Source organism: Pseudomonas sp. H1_D04, assembly GCF_054683855.1.
In genome coordinates this window covers 5,922,661-5,939,392 of the sequence record NZ_CP162826.1, presented here as the reverse complement: position 1 = coordinate 5,939,392, position 16,732 = coordinate 5,922,661, and the positions used below count along the sequence as shown (strand labels likewise).

General features: G+C 60.2%; 13 protein-coding genes and 1 pseudogene. 4 read left to right on the top strand and 10 right to left on the bottom strand.

Annotated elements, in window-relative coordinates; all coding sequences use genetic code 11:
* The first annotated feature begins 30 nt into the window (after positions 1-30).
* Both AB4N82_RS27570 and AB4N82_RS27565 read left to right on the top strand, forming a co-directional pair.
* Entirely contained in the window at positions 31-2,013 is a 1,983-nt protein-coding gene (locus AB4N82_RS27570; protein ID WP_122764287.1) for a hypothetical protein, read from the top strand.
* 211 nt (positions 2,014-2,224) lie between these two features.
* Complete coding sequence (locus AB4N82_RS27565) at positions 2,225-4,492, top strand: autotransporter outer membrane beta-barrel domain-containing protein (protein ID WP_122764286.1); 2,268 nt, start codon at positions 2,225-2,227, stop codon at positions 4,490-4,492.
* A gap of 83 nt (positions 4,493-4,575) precedes the next feature.
* On the opposite strand, the gene AB4N82_RS27560 is transcribed toward AB4N82_RS27565, so the two are convergent.
* From AB4N82_RS27560 to AB4N82_RS27530, 7 genes and pseudogenes are all read right to left on the bottom strand, one after another.
* A complete protein-coding gene (locus AB4N82_RS27560) occupies positions 4,576-5,001 on the bottom strand; it encodes a hypothetical protein (protein WP_122764285.1) in 426 nt (141 codons plus the stop codon).
* Positions 5,002-5,076: 75 nt separating this feature from the next.
* Positions 5,077-5,853: a carbohydrate binding domain-containing protein gene (locus AB4N82_RS27555; RefSeq protein ID WP_163034936.1), complete on the bottom strand. Its 777-nt coding sequence runs from the start codon at positions 5,851-5,853 to the stop codon at positions 5,077-5,079.
* 121 nt (positions 5,854-5,974) lie between these two features.
* A complete protein-coding gene (locus tag AB4N82_RS27550) occupies positions 5,975-6,580 on the bottom strand; it encodes a LysE family translocator (protein WP_122764284.1) in 606 nt (201 codons plus the stop codon).
* A gap of 54 nt (positions 6,581-6,634) precedes the next feature.
* Positions 6,635-7,474, bottom strand: coding sequence for an AraC family transcriptional regulator (locus AB4N82_RS27545; RefSeq protein WP_032887015.1), 840 nt, complete (start codon positions 7,472-7,474; stop codon positions 6,635-6,637).
* A 73-nt stretch (positions 7,475-7,547) separates the two neighbouring features.
* Positions 7,548-8,189, bottom strand: a complete 642-nt coding sequence (locus AB4N82_RS27540) for a DUF1345 domain-containing protein (protein ID WP_122764283.1) — start codon at positions 8,187-8,189, stop codon at positions 7,548-7,550.
* Between the two features lie 87 nt (positions 8,190-8,276).
* Positions 8,277-11,366: a multidrug efflux RND transporter permease subunit gene (locus AB4N82_RS27535; RefSeq protein WP_122764282.1), complete on the bottom strand. Its 3,090-nt coding sequence runs from the start codon at positions 11,364-11,366 to the stop codon at positions 8,277-8,279.
* Between the two features lie 13 nt (positions 11,367-11,379).
* A pseudogene (locus AB4N82_RS27530) lies at positions 11,380-12,536 on the bottom strand (efflux RND transporter periplasmic adaptor subunit).
* Positions 12,537-12,825: 289 nt separating this feature from the next.
* On the opposite strand from AB4N82_RS27530, the gene AB4N82_RS27525 reads away from it, so the two are divergent.
* Both AB4N82_RS27525 and AB4N82_RS27520 read left to right on the top strand, forming a co-directional pair.
* Positions 12,826-13,527, top strand: a complete 702-nt coding sequence (locus AB4N82_RS27525) for a response regulator (protein ID WP_032886904.1) — start codon at positions 12,826-12,828, stop codon at positions 13,525-13,527.
* 3 nt (positions 13,528-13,530) lie between these two features.
* The gene (locus AB4N82_RS27520; protein ID WP_122764281.1) at positions 13,531-14,832 is read left to right on the top strand and encodes an ATP-binding protein; all 1,302 of its coding nucleotides are present in this window, start codon (positions 13,531-13,533) and stop codon (positions 14,830-14,832) included.
* Here AB4N82_RS27520 and AB4N82_RS27515 read toward each other — a convergent pair whose 3' ends face one another.
* The 3 genes from AB4N82_RS27515 to AB4N82_RS27505 all read right to left on the bottom strand — a co-directional run bounded on the left by AB4N82_RS27515 (position 14,833) and on the right by AB4N82_RS27505 (position 16,612).
* Positions 14,833-15,507 (bottom strand): anti-sigma factor, encoded by a 675-nt coding sequence (locus AB4N82_RS27515; RefSeq protein WP_122764280.1) that lies wholly within the window; start codon positions 15,505-15,507, stop codon positions 14,833-14,835.
* Positions 15,504-16,028: a sigma-70 family RNA polymerase sigma factor gene (locus AB4N82_RS27510; protein WP_095185881.1), complete on the bottom strand. Its 525-nt coding sequence runs from the start codon at positions 16,026-16,028 to the stop codon at positions 15,504-15,506. Before AB4N82_RS27510 ends, AB4N82_RS27515 begins: the two co-directional genes overlap by 4 nt.
* 62 nt (positions 16,029-16,090) lie before the next feature.
* A complete protein-coding gene (locus AB4N82_RS27505; RefSeq protein WP_032886898.1) occupies positions 16,091-16,612 on the bottom strand; it encodes a DUF3455 domain-containing protein in 522 nt (173 codons plus the stop codon).
* Positions 16,613-16,732 lie beyond the last annotated feature (120 nt).

Genomic DNA, 16,732 nt, shown 5'->3' with positions numbered 1-16,732 from the left:
GCGCCTTACTACTGGCAAGGAGAAACTGAGATGGCAATTAACCGTTCAAAAAAAGCAAGTGTGGCGGGCTGGGAAGACCCCAACCTGGCTGCGCCGATTTTTCCTCAGGCCCTCGATGGTATAAGCGGTTTGATCTGGCGGCCGCATTTGGACAGCGATGGCGGTTTGAGGGTTGACTGCCCCATCTGGGCCTTCCCGGATGACGGGGACGTACTGCAGATCGAATTCAGCGTGGTTGGGCAAGCCTTCTGGATACCGCTGGATCCCATTTTCTTTCCAGTTCAGCCGTCGGGACCTTTCGTTCAGGTGACCATCAATATCGCACCCCTCGGCCATGGTGAGTTTGATCTCAGGTTTAAAGTAAGGCCCGGTTCGGGCAGTGATTATTTAGACTTCTCTGCCCAACAACGGGTCAAGATTGATCTGTACGGTCCTTACAAAGCGCCCGGTAAGAGTGAAGCACCTGCAAGAGTTGTTTGGCCGGCTTCATTGCCTCTCGGTGTTGATATTACGCAAGAGACCTTGGACCTGAACCCCGGAGGGTTTGAGCTCGGTATTCCGGGCTACGGGGATTATGAGGCGGGGGACACCGTAGCCCGGGTCTGGGTTACCGCCATCCAGCCGCCCGACGATGCGCCCTCTTTGGGCAGCAAACCCATGGAGGCTGGTGGAACAGTGTTCAACGTACCTATTTCAGCCATTGCTGCTATGGCTGATGGCATTTTATTTGCTTACTGCCAATTCGTAGACGCTGCCGGCAATTACAGCGAAATTTCCAGAATTCCCACCGGGCGCAGGCTTAAGCGCAGTGCAAACCTGAACCTGGATCCTCTTGTCATCGTTGCACCACCCTCTGGTGGGATGGTGGATATCGAAGCATGGCAGGCCGGCGTGAAGGGGGCCATTCCACAATATGCATGGGAACCGAGCGATCAATACAGGTTGCATTGGGGCGACCAGACCACCGCTCTGGCGCCTCTAAGCGGGGTTTTTCCGTTCGAATTCACGGTCCCTGGCCAACTGATTGTGGACGAGTACGCCGATCAGGAAGGCCCGGTTTCGGTGACGGCCAGTTATGACATCATCAGGACCGGCTCTACCAATTCTCCGACCGATGACACTCTGGTGAGTGTTGATTTAAGCGTTGTTGGGCCTCCGGGTCCGGTTCCGGGCGAGCCTAGCCCAGACCTGGACATCGTCACCATCACCGGCCCCGCGTCGGCCCCAACGACGAACTATCTGAACTCCGCCGACATCGATCACGTTGGCCCCATCCTGGCCACCTTCGATTTGTGGTCTGTCGACCCTGAGCCGGAAGAAGACGACGTCATTAAGCTGTATTGGGGGAGCAAGCTGAACCTGGCAGGCTCATACACGGTTGGGCCTGGCGATGGGCCTGGCACTGAGGTCGAAATCGAGGTAGATAAAACTGCGATTGCTGCGGGAGGCAACGGCGACGATATTCCGGTGTTCTATGGGGTGAGCCGCTCCGGGGCAAGCAATAGCAACTACTCGGATAGCACGTCCGTGAGAGTGGACGATGCCATTACTCATCAACTCGACCCGGCGGAGTTTCTCCATTTGGGGCCCTGGAGCATGGATCCTAGAGGCAGGCTTATCTGTGATTCCTTGCGGCCGACAGATGCCGGTACGCCGTGGAGTGAGAAGTATGTTGAGGTGAGGATTCCGCCCAATTCTGAGTTTTTTGCGGATGGAAAACAAATCACCGTTGAGTTTGTTGCTTCCACGGGACTTCTAGGCGATATCCCTATCGAGGCTACACGCGGTACAGCTTCAGTTACGCTGGACGCGGAGATGGCGGCGAAAGGGTTTATCTTCCAACTCAAACCGTTCGATCCGCATCTCAAAGTGGTCGGTGCCGCCGCGCCGTGGAATACGCTCTGGTTCCAATACTCTCTGGACATCGCCGGAACACCGGCACGATCGATACCTGCGGTTGTTCCGATTCGTATGGTGACGTCCAATAACTATTGCGATGGAACGCCCGCGTAACCCAAGGCGTGCGACAAGCACCGAGACATGATGTGTCTCGGTGCTTTTTACTACGGTTGCACCACTCAGTTCTTCTGCGCTCTTCAGATTTATCCTACTTACGCCTACCTCCCCCAACTATAACCTCGCGGCCTCTACAGGTCTGGCTCCACTCCTTCGGAACGAGTCATGCCACTGATTCATGGCATTTAGTTAGAGCGAGTGTTACAGCATGTCCATCAAGTATTTTTTTAAACTTTCCCCCATAAGTGCGGCTGTCAAGGTGTCTTCACTGGGCCTGTTGCTGGGCGTAGCGGTACAAAGCCAGGCAAGTCAGGAAGTCGTCGCCCCAGGTGAATCCAAAGTTATTGAGTCTGGAGAGGCAGTAAAAAACTGGGCGCTGCAGGCCGGCTCCAGCCTGACCGTCAACGGAGCAACTACCGGTGCCATCCTTAGCCTGGGTGCGCAATTGACCGTGAATAGTGGCAGCGCCATTGAACGTATTGTTGCCCAGGAAGGTTCCACTGTGAGCCTGGACGCCGCGACTGTTAAAGCCAGTGCTGCGGGCGCGTCAGCGATGGAGCTGACCAACGGCAGCGCGACCATTTCCGGCAGCCATCTGGAAAGTGCCCAATCTATCGGCCTGGTACTCAATCGTTATAGCTCGACGCCGGGTGGTTCTCGTGCAGACGTCAGTCACAGCACGATAAAGGGCGCACAAGCGGGTGCATCGGCGACTCAATTCAGTGAACTGTATTTGCAGGATTCCCTGGTACAAGGGACTGCCGTCGGCAGCACCGGCGTGTTGTTAATCGGCGGTTCTGCGTTTGCCCAGAATAGTGTGCTGTTGGGTGAGCAAAATGGGGTTCGTTTTACCCGTGTGGCCGGAACCACTCAAGATGGCTCACTGGTCCTGGATCAGACGACAGTCGAAGGTCAAACCGGCGCGGCAATTCTGGTCGCCGGCTTGCCGGGTCGGGTGCCGACGGCAACCATCGATGTGAACAACGGCTCTCAATTGATCGGCGGCAACGGCAACCTGCTGGAAGTGACCGGTGGTGCGACGGCCAATATGAACGTCAATAACAGCCACTTGAATGGCAATGTCATCGTTGAAGCTGGCAGCAATGCCAACTTGAATTTGCACAACAACGCATCGTTGACCGGCGCTTTGTTGAACGTCAGCACGTTGAGCATTGCTGATGGGTCGTTCTGGAACCTGACCGGTGACAGCTTGGTGGGGGACCTGGATCTCGCTGGCGGTACGGTGAAATTCGGTGAGACCGATGCGTTTTACCAGTTGAACCTGGACACCCTCAGTGGTAACGGCACGTTCGTGATGGGCGCCGACTTTGCGGTCGGCTCGAACGATTTCCTGAATATCACCGGGGAAGCTACCGGCCAACACAGTTTGTTAGTGGCCAGCAGTGGTTTGGAACCTGTTGCCCCCGGTGACGTGCACATCGTGCATACCGGTGGCGGCGACGCGGAGTTCTCTCTGGCGGGAGGCGCCGTGGATATCGGTGCCTGGTCTTATGGCCTTAAGCAGGATGGCAACGACTGGTTTCTCGACCCCAGCGCACGCACTATCAGCCCGGGCACGCGTTCGGTACTGGCGCTGCTCAATACCGCGCCTACCGTGTGGTACGGCGAGATGACCTCGTTGCGCAGTCGCATGGGCGAATTGCGGCACAATGATGCCCAGGCCGGCGGTTGGATTCGTAGTTATGGCAATAAATACACAGTCTCTGATGCCAACGGTACGGGTTTCAAACAGACTCAGCGCGGGTTCTCCCTCGGTGCAGATACACCGCTGAGCGAAGACAGCAATTGGCTGGTCGGTGTCATGGCGGGGCACAGCACCTCGGACCTGGACTTGAGCCGTGGCACCTCCGGAACAGTGAAAAGCTACTACGCCGGTCTCTATGCGACGTGGATGGATGCGGACAGCGGTTACTACTTCGACGGTGTCGTCAAAGCCAACCGCTTCGAGAACGAATCCAAGGTCGGCATGAGCGATGGTGCCCAGGCTAAAGGCAAGTACGGAACCAACGGTATTGGTGCGTCGGCCGAAGTGGGGCGCCACATCAAACTGGATGACGCGTTCTTCATTGAGCCCTTTGCTCAGGCCTCTACGGTGGTGGTCAAGGGCAAGAAGTATGATCTGGACAACGGCCTCCAGGCAAAAGGTGAAAATACTCACTCTGTGCTGGGTAAATTGGGTGTGACGGTAGGCCGCGATTTCATCATGAATGACGGCAGTGTGGTTCAGCCGTATCTTCGCGCTGCAGTGGCCCACGAGTTTGCCAGCGATAACAAAGCGCGGGTGAACGGCCAAGTCTTCAAGAGTGATCTGTCGGGCTCGCGTGCCGAGTTTGGCGCGGGTGTGGCGGTGTCGCTCTCGCAGAACCTGCAGTTGCATGGCGACTTTGAACACAGCCAAGGCAAGCATGTGGATCAACCGTGGGGCGTTAACGTGGGGTTGCGCTATAGCTGGTAAAAGCCTGTGCGGTAATCCAAAAAGGAAGCTTCGGCTTCCTTTTTGGGTGTCTGGGCGGTGGCTTTTTGGTTATCGCTCAGGGCTCAACGCACCCTGAACAACGCAGTGATGGTAGAGACAGGATTTCCATCATCGTGTGTGAGGATGTTTAGCAATCCGCCTTCAACGTGATCATTGGCTGGGTCTATGGTGGTCAAGTCAATGAGGCCTGTATCACCGCGTATGAAGATGGGATCAAACAAGTCATCTGTTGTATAGGTCAGCCTAATCTGATGACGTTCTTCTTCCAGTTTGTAAACGCCTTTCATTAAAGTCGTCGGAAACGAGAGCTGGATTTTATGACGGACGAGACCCGGAACGACGACTTGAGTGCCGGAAACAGTCCATCGGTCCGCTGTCTTGGAGATGGAAAACACTGTGGCAGTAAAGTCCTTCCCGTCGATTGTTCCTTTGAAATGATTAAGCTCTTGGGATGATTTTGGGGTGAGTATTTCTTGAACGGCTGTCATGGCGACATCTCCTCTACATAGTGATCGCGACTCCGGTTCACGTCCTGGATGGAGGCGCAGTGGTTGCGGATAGGCTCAAGCTTTGCGTCTCAACGAGACATCATCGAAAAATTCTGCGCCATCAATGCCAATAAGAATGATGGTTAGCGCGGTAGCGCTGGCGGGCATCGCCAGTTCCTCTGGATAGGTGGTCCAGCTCGACGCATCTACGCGAATTTCCGCAAACGTGCCGGATGGCTCAACTTCGAATCGGCAGAACCCATGCCCGCCAAAATCACTGCGCGAGCGAAAGGAAAATTCGTAGGTGTTTCCTCCGGTGACAGGGACGGTTTGCCGGGCGCGGCCGCCCAGGGTGCACTGAAAGGTACTACCGTCAAAATGAGTGCCGGAGCCGATCGGGGAGCCTTCGGTACTCCAGTGATCCATGTTGTTGGAGAAATCCCCGTTAAGCACCAACTCAGGTCGGGGCGGGATGCCCGTATCCAGGGTCAGTTGCATCTCGTCGACGCACACTTCTCCGCTGGTGCCGGTGATAGCCACGGTGAGGAGGGTTGTCGCCGGTGGAGTGGTGAAGCTGATTTGCTGCCATCTCCAAACATGGAAGTCGTTGAGCTCAACTTCCAAGTCGGCACCGGGCGCGTTGGAACGGATAGAAAGCGTGCCGTTACCTTTAAACAGGACCTGGCTCCAGAACTCGAGCAGATAGGTTGTTTCGGCACTGGCGTCAATGACTTGGGAAGCCTGGCCGGTGAGTACGCGGCAATACTGGCGTGAGTAGTCCACGCTGTCTTGCGTGGTCCAGTCGGCGCCAAATTTGCTGAAGTTGCCGTTGCGCAGCAAATTGTTGATCAACGTACTCTGTCCAGGCATCTCGCCAGCTCCGATGAATCCCTGTGGGTGAAGCTATTGCGCGCTATAAGAGCAGGGTTGGCAACTGTCAGAACTAACAGGTTCGCTCTGCCATTCGTCGGTTCTAGCCCTGTGTCCACACACTCATCCAGGCCGACATCAGCAATAAGATCGCCATTAACCGATTGAACCGTTGCATGGCCCTGGCCGAGCCCAGCAGCCGGGTCGATCCGGCGCCCAGCACCGCCCACATGCCAAGACACGGCAGGGACACCACAAAAAACATCAGGGACAGGGTCAGCACATGCGCCTGACGCCCGTCTCCTTGCCCCGCAAACACACTGACCACCGCCAACGCCATCATCCAGGTCTTGGGGTTGACCAGTTGCAGGCTGGCGGCGCCGAGCAGGCCCAGGCGCTTGTGGGATGCATCGCGCTCAACGGCCTGGGCGGGCGCACTGAAAATCTGCCAGGCGAGGTAGCTAAGCCATGCGACGCCGACCCACTGCAGGGTGGCTTGTACCTTGGGCAGATGAATCAGCGACTCACCGAACCCCGAACCCACTATCAGCACAATGCCCGCTGCACCGGCACAAGCCCCGAGGATGATCGGCAGTGCCGCCCGCAGGCCATAGCGGGCACTGTTGCTCAGCACCAGGATGTTGGTGGGGCCGGGCGTAATGGAGGCGACGAAGGCAAATAACGCGAAGGGCAGCAAGGTAGACAGCATGGGACGGGACTCCAGTGAACAGATCAGTGGTGTCCATCCTTGCAAGCCCGTGACTTAGCTGTCTGGAACGTTTGAGCAGCGCTTGCGGTACGCCGCCGGTGTCAGGCCATAGGCGCGCACGAACCAGCGGCCCAAGTGACTTTGATCGGCGAAGCCCAAGGCAATCGCCACATCGGCCGGTTGCGCGCCCTTGCCCAGCAAGTGGCGCGCGCGGGCCAGGCGCAGTTGCACCAGGTAGGCATGGGGCGGCAGGCCGAAAGCGCTTTTGAAGGCGCGACTCAGACGAAAGCGGTCGACGCCGCAGGCCAGGGCCAGTTCGTCCATGCCCACGTCCTGATGCAGGTGGTCATGCAGGTATTCCCGCGCCTTGTGGGCCACCCGCGGCAGGCGCGGATCTTCGCGGTAGCGGGTGCGCCAGTAGAGTTGGTCGGTGAGGCATTCCAGCAAGTGGTCCATTGCCCGTTGCCGCACGATGCGCAGTTCACCGCTGTGCAGTGTCTGGAAGGCTTGGCTGGTGGAGAGCGCCAGGCGTGGGTCGTTGGCCAGGGTGCTGGCGAAGCCCAATTGACTGTTGACCGGCGCTTCTTCAAATACCGCACTCACTTCCCGCGCCAGCCACTGTGGGTCGAGGTACAGCATGTGGTAGGTGAAGCCGTCCGCCGTGGGCGCGTCGCCGTCATGCACTTCGCCAGGCTCCACCAAAAAAACCTGGCCGGGCACGCTGTTGTGGCGGGCACGGCGGCAGTTGAATTGCTGCACGCCTTGTTCGGTGACGCCGATCAGGTAGCTGTCATGCCAATGTGGGTCATAGGCATGGCCTTCAAAATGCGCGCGCAGGGTCTCGATGCCAGTGTCGGCGTCCTGAGACAGGTCGATCCAATTGTGCGCGGCCATGCATCACCGTTGAGGAATAAGTGAGGCTATTGGCGCCCATCCGCTAATGAGCGTCTAGAAGGTTTGTGCAAGGCTAGCCGAACAGGCCGGCGGCGATATTGATCGAGAACCCCAGTATCGCGGTGTTGAACAGAAAGCCGATCAACGACTGCGCCAGTACAACCTTGCGCAGGCCACGGGTGGCGACGCCCACATCCGAGGTCTGCACGGCCACGCCGATGGTGAAGGAGAAGTACAGGAAGTCCCAGTAGTTGGGCGTGAGCAACCCTTCGGCGAAACGCAGCGCCGGCTCCTTGCCTGCCCAGGTGTAATAGAGCCGGGCGTAATGCACGCTGAAAATCACCCCGATCAGCAGCCATGAGCCGATGACCGTCAGCCCGGTGAAACCGTAGTGCAACAGGCGTTGCCCGGTGGCCAACTCCTTGCTGCCCACCAATTCGAAAGTAATGGTCGCCAGGCTCGCGATGGCGGCGATGCACACAATGAACAGCACCAGCCCGGCGTTTTCGTCCTCGACTTCGGCGATGCGTTTGACGTCTTCGGCCTTGGCGCGGCTGGTCAGCCACAGCATCAGCACCAGGTAGGTCCAGACCCCAGCGTTCCAGCCGATCAGGATTTTGCTGATGAGTGTTTCGGCGGGCATCAGGATGCCTGCGGCAAGACCCAGTACGGCGGCGGCGGAGAGGCGAGGGTGGGTACGGGCGAGGAAGGGCATGGCAGCTCACAGATGGTTACCTGTGAGCACCTTAGCGCATTTTTTGTAGCGAGCGGGTTGCTCGCTACAACCCGCCGGCTGTTCGCATCAGCGCTTTTTGCGCACCAGCGTCATCACCACCACAAAGAACACCGGCACGAACACCACCGCCAACGTCGCGGTAATCATCCCGCCAATCACGCCCGTACCAATCGCCTGCTGGCTTGCCGAACTGGCCCCGGTGGCAATCGCCAATGGCACCACGCCGAGAATAAACGCCAGCGAGGTCATGATGATCGGCCGCAGGCGCAAGCGCGCAGCCTTCAACGTGGCTTCGATCAGGTCTTCACCCTGGTCATACAGGTCCTTGGCGAACTCGATGATCAAAATCGCGTTCTTCGCCGACAGGCCGATGATGGTGATCAAGCCGACCTTGAAAAACACATCGTTGGGCATACCGCGCAAGGTTACCGCCAGTACTGCGCCGAGCACGCCCAGTGGCACCACCAGCAACACCGAGGTCGGGATCGACCAGCTTTCATACAGCGCGGCCAGGCACAGGAACACGATCAGCAGCGACAGGCCCAGCAGGATCGGTGCCTGTGCGCCGGACAAGCGTTCCTGCAACGACAGCCCGGTCCATTCCTGACCCAGGCCCGCTGGCAGTTGGCTGACCAGGCGCTGGATTTCCTCCATCGCCTCGCCGGTACTGTGCCCGGGGGCCGCCTCGCCGGAAATGGCGATGGCAGGGTAGCCGTTATACCGCGTCAGTTGCGCCGGGCCTTGGGTCCATTTGGCTTCGACAAATGCCGACAGCGGCACCATTTTCCCGGCGTTATTACGCACGTTGATTTTCATCAGGTCCGCCACCTGGCTGCGCTGGTCGCCTTCGGCTTGCACCACCACGCGCTGCATGCGGCCCTGGTTGGGGAAGTCGTTGACGTAGGCCGAGCCAATCGCCGACGACAGCACATTACCCACATCCGCAAACGACACGCCCAAGGCGTTGGCTTGCTTACGGTCCACTTCCAGCTGCACTTGCGGCGCTTCGGCCAGGGCGCTTTCGCGCACGTTGGCCAGGATCGGGCTTTTCTCGGCTGCCGCCAGCAACTCGGTGCGCGCTGCCATCAACGCGGCATGGCCGACGCCACCGCGGTCCTGCAGGCGGAACTCGAAACCGCTGGACGTGCCCAGGCCGTCCACTGGTGGTGGCAGCACTGAGTACGCAATCGCGTCTTTCAATTCGCTGAACGCCATATTGGCGCGCTCAGCAATCGATGCGGCCGAATCCTCGCTGCTGCGCTCGGACCAATCCTTCAAGGTGGTAAACGCCAACGCGGCGTTCTGCCCCGAACCGGAGAAGCTGAAGCCCATGATCATGGTGGTGTCACCCACCCCAGGCTCCTCGGCGTTGTGCGCTTCGATCTGCTCGGCGACCTGCACCGTGCGGTTTTTGCTCGCGCCCGGCGGCAGCTGAATATCGGTGATGGTGTAGCCCTGGTCTTCCACCGGCAGGAACGAGGCGGGCAGGCGCATGAACATCAGGCCCAGGCCCATCAGCAGCACCAGGTAGATCAGCAGGTAGCGGCCGCTGCGCTTGAGGGCATAGGCCACCCAGCCTTCATAGCGGTCGGTGAGTTGCTCGAAGCGTTTGTTGAACCAGCCGAAGAAACCGCCCTTGGCATGGTGCTCGCCCTTGCCTATCGGCTTGAGCAGGGTGGCGCACAAGGCCGGGGTCAAGGTCAGGGCGAGGAATGCCGAGAACAGGATCGAAGTGGCCATCGACAGTGAGAACTGCTGGTAAATCACCCCCACTGAGCCCGCCATGAACGCCATCGGCAGGAACACCGCCACCAGCACCAAGGTAATGCCGACGATGGCGCCGGTGATTTGGCCCATGGCTTTCTTCGTCGCGTCCTTGGGCGAGAGGCCCTCGGTGACCATGATCCGTTCGACGTTCTCCACCACCACAATCGCATCGTCCACTAAAATGCCGATGGCCAGCACCATGCCGAACATCGTCAGCACGTTGATCGAGAAACCCAGCAACAGCATCGTGGCAAAGGTGCCCATCAGCGCAATCGGTACCACCAGGGTAGGGATCAGCGTGTAGCGCACGTTCTGCAGGAACAGGAACATCACTGCAAACACCAGCGCCATGGCCTCCAGCAAGGTGTAGACCACCTTGGTGATCGAGACTTTGACGAAGGGCGAGGTGTCGTACGGAATCTTGTATTCCACATTGGCCGGGAAGTAGCGTGACAGCTCATCCATCTTCGCCCGCACCAGGGTCGCGGTGTTCAGCGCGTTGGCACCGGGCGCCAGTTGCACGCTGACGGCGGTGGATGGCTTGCCGTTCAGGCGCGTGGAAAACTGGTATTCCTGGCTGCCGATTTCTACCCGCGCCACGTCGCCGACGCGAACGGTGGAACCGTCCGGATTGGCCTTGAGCACGATGTCGGCGAACTCCGCCGGGGTGGAAAGCTGGCCCTTGACCAGGATAGCCGCCGTGATTTCCTGGGTCTTGGTGCCCGGCAGATCACCAATACTGCCAGCGGAAACCTGGGCGTTCTGCGCGCTGATCGCGTTGTTGACGTCGGCCGGGGTCAGGTTGAAACCGATCAGCTTCTGCGGGTCGATCCAGATGCGCATGGCCCGTTCGGCGCCGTACAACTGCGCCTTGCCCACGCCGTCCAGGCGCTTGAGTTCGTTCATTACGTTGCGCGCGAGGTAATCGCTGAGCGCTACGTCATCGAGCTTGCCGTCACTGGAGGTCAAGGTCACCAGCAGCAGGAAACCCGCGGAGACTTTTTCTACCTGCAAGCCTTGCTGCGTCACCGCCTGGGGCAGGCGTGGCTCCACGGCCTTGAGCCTGTTCTGCACATCGACCTGGGCCATTTCCGGGTCGGTGCCGGGTTGGAAGGTGGCAGTGATGGTGGCCGAACCCAGGCTGCTCTGGGATTCGAAGTACAGCAAGTGATCGGCGCCGTTAAGCTCCTGCTCGATCAGGCTGACCACACTTTCATCCAGGGTCTGGGCCGAGGCGCCAGGGTACACCGCGTAGATCTCGACTTTCGGCGGCGCCACGTTGGGGTACTGGGCCACCGGCAACTGCGGGATGGCCAGTAAACCGGCCAGGAGGATAAACAGGGCAACCACCCACGCGAAGATCGGGCGGTCAATAAAGAACTGCGGCATGGTCGAATAATCCTTATTGGCCGGAAGCCTGAGCGAGTGGCGTCGGGCTGTCGTCTACCTGGACTTTTTCACCGGGGCGCGCGTGTTGCAGGCCTTCGACGACGATGCGATCACCGGGCTTGAGGCCGCTGCTGACGATCCAGCGATCGTCGATCACCGCACCCAATTGCACCGGTTGCTGGCTGACGGTCTGCTCGGCATCCACCAGCAGCACCATCGGGATACCAGCACTGTCACGGCTGATAGCGCGTTGCGGCACGCTGATGCCTTGTTTGTCGACCGCTTGCTCCAGGCGCACTCGCACGAAGCTGCCGGGCAACAGGTCGAGGTCCGGGTTGGGGAACTCGCTGCGCAGAATGATCTGCCCGGTGCCGGGGTCGACGCTGATGTCGGCGAAGAGCAATTTGCCCGGCAGCGGATACAGGCTGCCGTCGTCCTGGATCAGCGTGGCCTTGGCCTGGTCCTGACCGACCTGCTCAAGCTGCCGGCGCGGAAGGCGCGGCGCAGGTCGTTCAGTTCGCGGGTGGATTGAGTGAGGTCAGCGTGAATCGGGTCCAGTTGCTGGATGATCGCCAGGGGCGTGGCCTCGTTCTGGCCGACCAGTGCACCTTCGGTCACCAGCGCCCGGCCAATACGCCCGGAAATTGGGGCCGTCACAGTGGCATATCCCAGGTTCAACTTGGCGCGTTCGACGGCGGCTTTATTGGCGGCGACTTCGGCGTTGGTCTGGCGCAGGTTGGCGCGGGCGTTGTCGTAGTCCTGGCCGCTGATGGCGTTGCCTTCCACCAATTGGCTGTAGCGCTGCTCTTGCAGGCGCGCCTGGAACGCGTTGGCTTGGGCCTTGCTCAGGTTGGCCTGGGCGCTGTCGAGATCGGCCTTGAACGGGGCCGGGTCGATGCGAAACAGCACGTCGCCCTGTTTGACGTCGTGGCCTTCCTTGAATACCCGCTGCATCACCACGCCGGCCACCCGGGCGCGTACTTCGGCAACACGCGGCGCGGCGATGCGTCCGCTCAGCTCGCTGGTGATGGACAGAGGCTTGGCCTCAAGGGTTTCGATGCGCACTTTGGCCAGGGGCATTTCCGGCGCTTCAGCGGCTGATTTGTCGCAAGCACTCAGGGCCAGCGTCAGGGCCAACAGGCAAAACGGCGCAAACAGATTCTTCGACATGCTCTTATCCCAATAGTGACTGGCGCATCCTAAGTTCACCTGCGCCGCGGTGCTGTGAAGCTGTGTAGGTGGTCTGTGAAGAAATGTAAGGTGCGGCGCGCGGGGCGCCGAGGGCGTATATCCTTGCACAACCTTGCAAAAACTGACGATCCAATGTGGGAGGGGGCTTGCCCCCGGTGGCGGTGAATCAGTCAACGACTCTGCATCTGAAGCACCGCCAACGGAGGCAAGCCTCCTCCCACATTGGATTTGTGTACGACCTATCACTGTATTTTTTGGAAACACCTTCATGCCCAACATCCTCCTGGTGGAAGACGACGCCGCACTCTCGGAGCTGATTGCCAGCTACCTGGAGCGCAATGGCTATCACGTCAGTGTGCTCAGCCGTGGCGACCACGTACGGGAACGCGCACGCCTCAATCCGCCGGACTTGGTGATCCTCGACCTCATGCTGCCGGGGCTCGACGGCCTGCAAGTGTGCCGCCTGCTGCGCGCCGATTCGGCAGGGCTGCCGATCCTGATGCTCACCGCTCGCGACGACAGCCACGACCAGGTGTTGGGTCTGGAAATGGGCGCCGACGACTATGTGACCAAACCCTGCGAGCCGCGCGTGCTATTGGCCCGCGTGCGCACCTTGCTGCGGCGCAGCAGTTTGTCGGAGCCCCAGGTGGCCAACGATCAGATCCACATGGGCAACCTGTGCATCGACCTGTCGGAGCGCACCGTGGTGTGGCGTGAGCAGCCGGTGGAGCTGTCCAGCGGCGAATACAACCTGCTGGTGGTGTTGGCGCGGCATGCCGGTGAAGTGCTCAGCCGCGACCAGATCCTGCAACGCCTGCGCGGGATCGAGTTCAACGGCACCGATCGCTCGGTAGACGTGGCCATCTCCAAGCTGCGCCGCAAGTTCGACGACCATGCCGGCGAGGCGCGCAAGATCAAGACCGTGTGGGGCAAGGGCTACCTGTTCAGCCGTTCCGAGTGGGAATGCTGAGCCATGTTTCGTGTACTGCTGCGCCTCTACCTGATCACCATCGTCACCTACAGTGCGGCGATTTACCTGATTCCCAAACTGGTCATTCAGCTGTTCGAACACCGTTACCTGGATTACAACATTGAGCAGTCCCGTGGCCAGCAAACCCTCATCGTCAAGCAATACCTGCGTGCGCCGGTGGAGCGTTGGTCCCAGGTCACCGAGCAACTGGGCCGCGACTTTGCGCCGCTCAAAGTGCAACTGCTGCTGCGTCAGGACGCTAGCTATACCCCGCAAGAAGCCAAGCTGCTGGAGCAGGGCAAGCCGGTGATTCGCCTGGGAGAATGGGGCTGGATGGAAGAGATCAGCTCGCCGCTCAACCAGCAGTTCGTGGTCAAGCTGACCATCCCGCCAGACCCGCTGGACATGAACCTGCTGTACTGGTCGATGAATGTGCTGATCGGCGCGGCGTTGCTCGCCTGCCTGCTGTTCTGGCTGCGCCCGCACTGGCGTGATCTGGAACGCCTGAAAAGCACCGCCGCTCAACTCGGCAAGGGCAACCTGGCCGAGCGCACCCGTATTCCGCCCAGCTCCAACATCGGCAGCCTGGCGGCGGTGTTCGACACCATGGCCGACGACATCGAACACCTGCTCAACCAACAGCGAGACCTGCTCAACGCCGTCTCCCATGAACTGCGCACGCCGTTGACGCGCCTGGATTTCGGCCTGGCCCTGGCGCTGTCCGAAGACTTGCCCGAGGCCAGTCGCGAACGTCTGCACGGCCTTGTGGCGCATATTCGTGAGCTGGATGAATTGGTGCTGGAGTTGCTCTCCTACAGCCGCCTGCAAAACCCGGCGCAATTGCCGGAGCGGGTCGAGGTGGTGCTCGATGAGTTTATCGACAGCGTGCTGGGCAGCGTCGACGACGAGCTGGAAAACCCCGAGATCGTCATCGACGTGGTGCTTGATTGCGCTGTAGAACGCTTCAGCCTCGACCCGCGCCTCACCGCCCGTGCCTTGCAGAACCTGCTGCGCAACGCCACGCGTTACTGCGACAAGCGCATCCAGGTGGGGGGCAAGGTGTGTCCCAAGGGCTGTGAAATCTGGGTGGATGACGATGGCATCGGCATCCCGCTGGACCAGCGTGAACGTATCTTCGAACCGTTCTATCGCCTCGACCGCAGCCGCGACCGCAGCACCGGCGGCTTCGGCCTGGGTCTTGCGATCAGCCGCCGCGCCCTGGAAGCCCAGGGCGGGACGTTGACCGCCCAGGCGTCGCCGTTGGGTGGCGCGCGGTTTCGCGTGTGGCTGCCCAGCCTCGGTTGATCAGAGCACCTTGACCGCGCGGCCGATGGCCTGGATCGGCCCGGTGGGTTTGCCGGTCGGCGAGCCGTTCGGGTCTTCCAGGGTCAGTTCGAACAATTGGTTAGGCGACAGCGGCGGCAGCCTGTCCAGCGGCAGCGACAGGGTTTGCCCCGGCTTGACCAGCCCCAGGGACACCGGGGCTTGCCAGCCATCACCCTTGGTCCAGAACTGCAGCGCCTTGTCCGCTGGGACTTCCATCACGCCCAACGGGATCAACTGAATCTGCTGATTGTTGCTGGCCTGGATCACCCAGCCGGGCGCCTGGCTTTGGGGGGCCACCAGCACCACCACAAAGGCGGGGTCCGCGATAGGCGGGCGGGTCAGTAATAACGTCCCCAGCACCACGCTCGCCGCCAGCCCGGCACCGGCCAGGCCGCGCCACAAGGCCAGCAGGTTCCACCACGGTACGTCGGCGTCCGGGGTCGCGGTGTTACGTTCGATGCGCCGCCATAACTGCGCCGAGGGCAACACCGGCTCGGCCAACGCGGTCAGGGGCAGCAGGCGCTGTTCCCAGGCATCCACCGCCGCGCGTAACTCGGCATCGTGGGGCAGGCGTTGTTCCACGTCGGCCCGTTGTTCGGCGGGCAGGGTGCCCAGCACGTATTCGCTGGCCAGTTCGTCCAAGGGGTTGTTCATGCCATGCACTCCCGCAGCGCGGCGAGGCTACGTTTGATCCAGGCTTTGACGGTCCCCAGGGGGGTGTCCAACCTCGAAGCGATTTCGCTATGGGAATAGCCGTCGACATACGCATGCAGGATGCACGTGCGGCGGGCCGGATCGAGCTGCTCCAGGCAGGTGTGGATCTGCCCGGAACGCGCGGAAAACTCAAAGGTGTCGGTGGGCGCGGTGACGTGCTCGTGTTCGTCGTCCAGCGGCACCTCACGGTATTGGTTGCGCACCACGTTGAGCGCCAAGTGTCGGGTCACGCTGAACACCCAACCCCGCGCCGAACCACGGCTGGGGTCGAAACTGCCGGCGCCGCGCCAGATCTTGATAAACGCGTCATGCACGATATCTTCGGCCAGCGCCCGGTCACGCACGATACGCAGGGCTACGCCGAGCAAGTGGCTGCTGTCCTGCTCATACAGTCGGCGCAAGGCGCGTTGGTCGCCACGGGCACAGGCCAGCAGACAGGCTTCGTAATCAAACACGCACATCCCTCAAATGGCTGAACCCCTGTGGCGAGCATGCTCGCCACAGGCAGCGTAGCGCAGTTTGATCAGTTGGCCGCCCAGAAGATGTAGTCGGCCTGGTACTTCACCACTTCCTGTTTGCCCTTGTTGGCGACCGTGCATTCAGTGCTCGGCGCTACACCGCCTTTAAGGGCGACCCGTTGGATGTAACTCACGCCACTCATCGCGCCCTTGCCTTCGGCCGGGTTGGCCTTGACCAGTTGATATGGCAAGTTGCCCGGGCTCGATGGCGCCACGGCCAGCTGGGTGCCGGTGATTTTCGAACCGTCCTTGGCCTGCCAAGTGGCGGGTGGGCCGAAGTAGGTGCCGACCTGCTTGCCGCTGCGATCATTGAGCACCGCCTTGGGGCCGACGAAAGTCCATTCGGTCTGGCCAGCGGCGTTGGCTTTGTCGCGGCACTCGTAGGTGATTTCGCCGACACCGGTGGTTTCCATCGCCACCTTGTGGCCGTCCGGCACTTTAATGCTGTCCGGCAAACCGGCCTGGGCAAAGGCGGCGGGGCTGGCAACGAGCAAACCGGTGAGGCAGAGCAGGGCTTTAGCGTTCATGGGTGTTTCTCCGTTAGATGAAACAGCAGGGTTGCTGCAAGGACTACCCATGGGCACGCCAACTGGATGCAGTGATCGGCAAAAAAAATTGCATTAAGCGAAAAAGATCTAAAGTCAGAT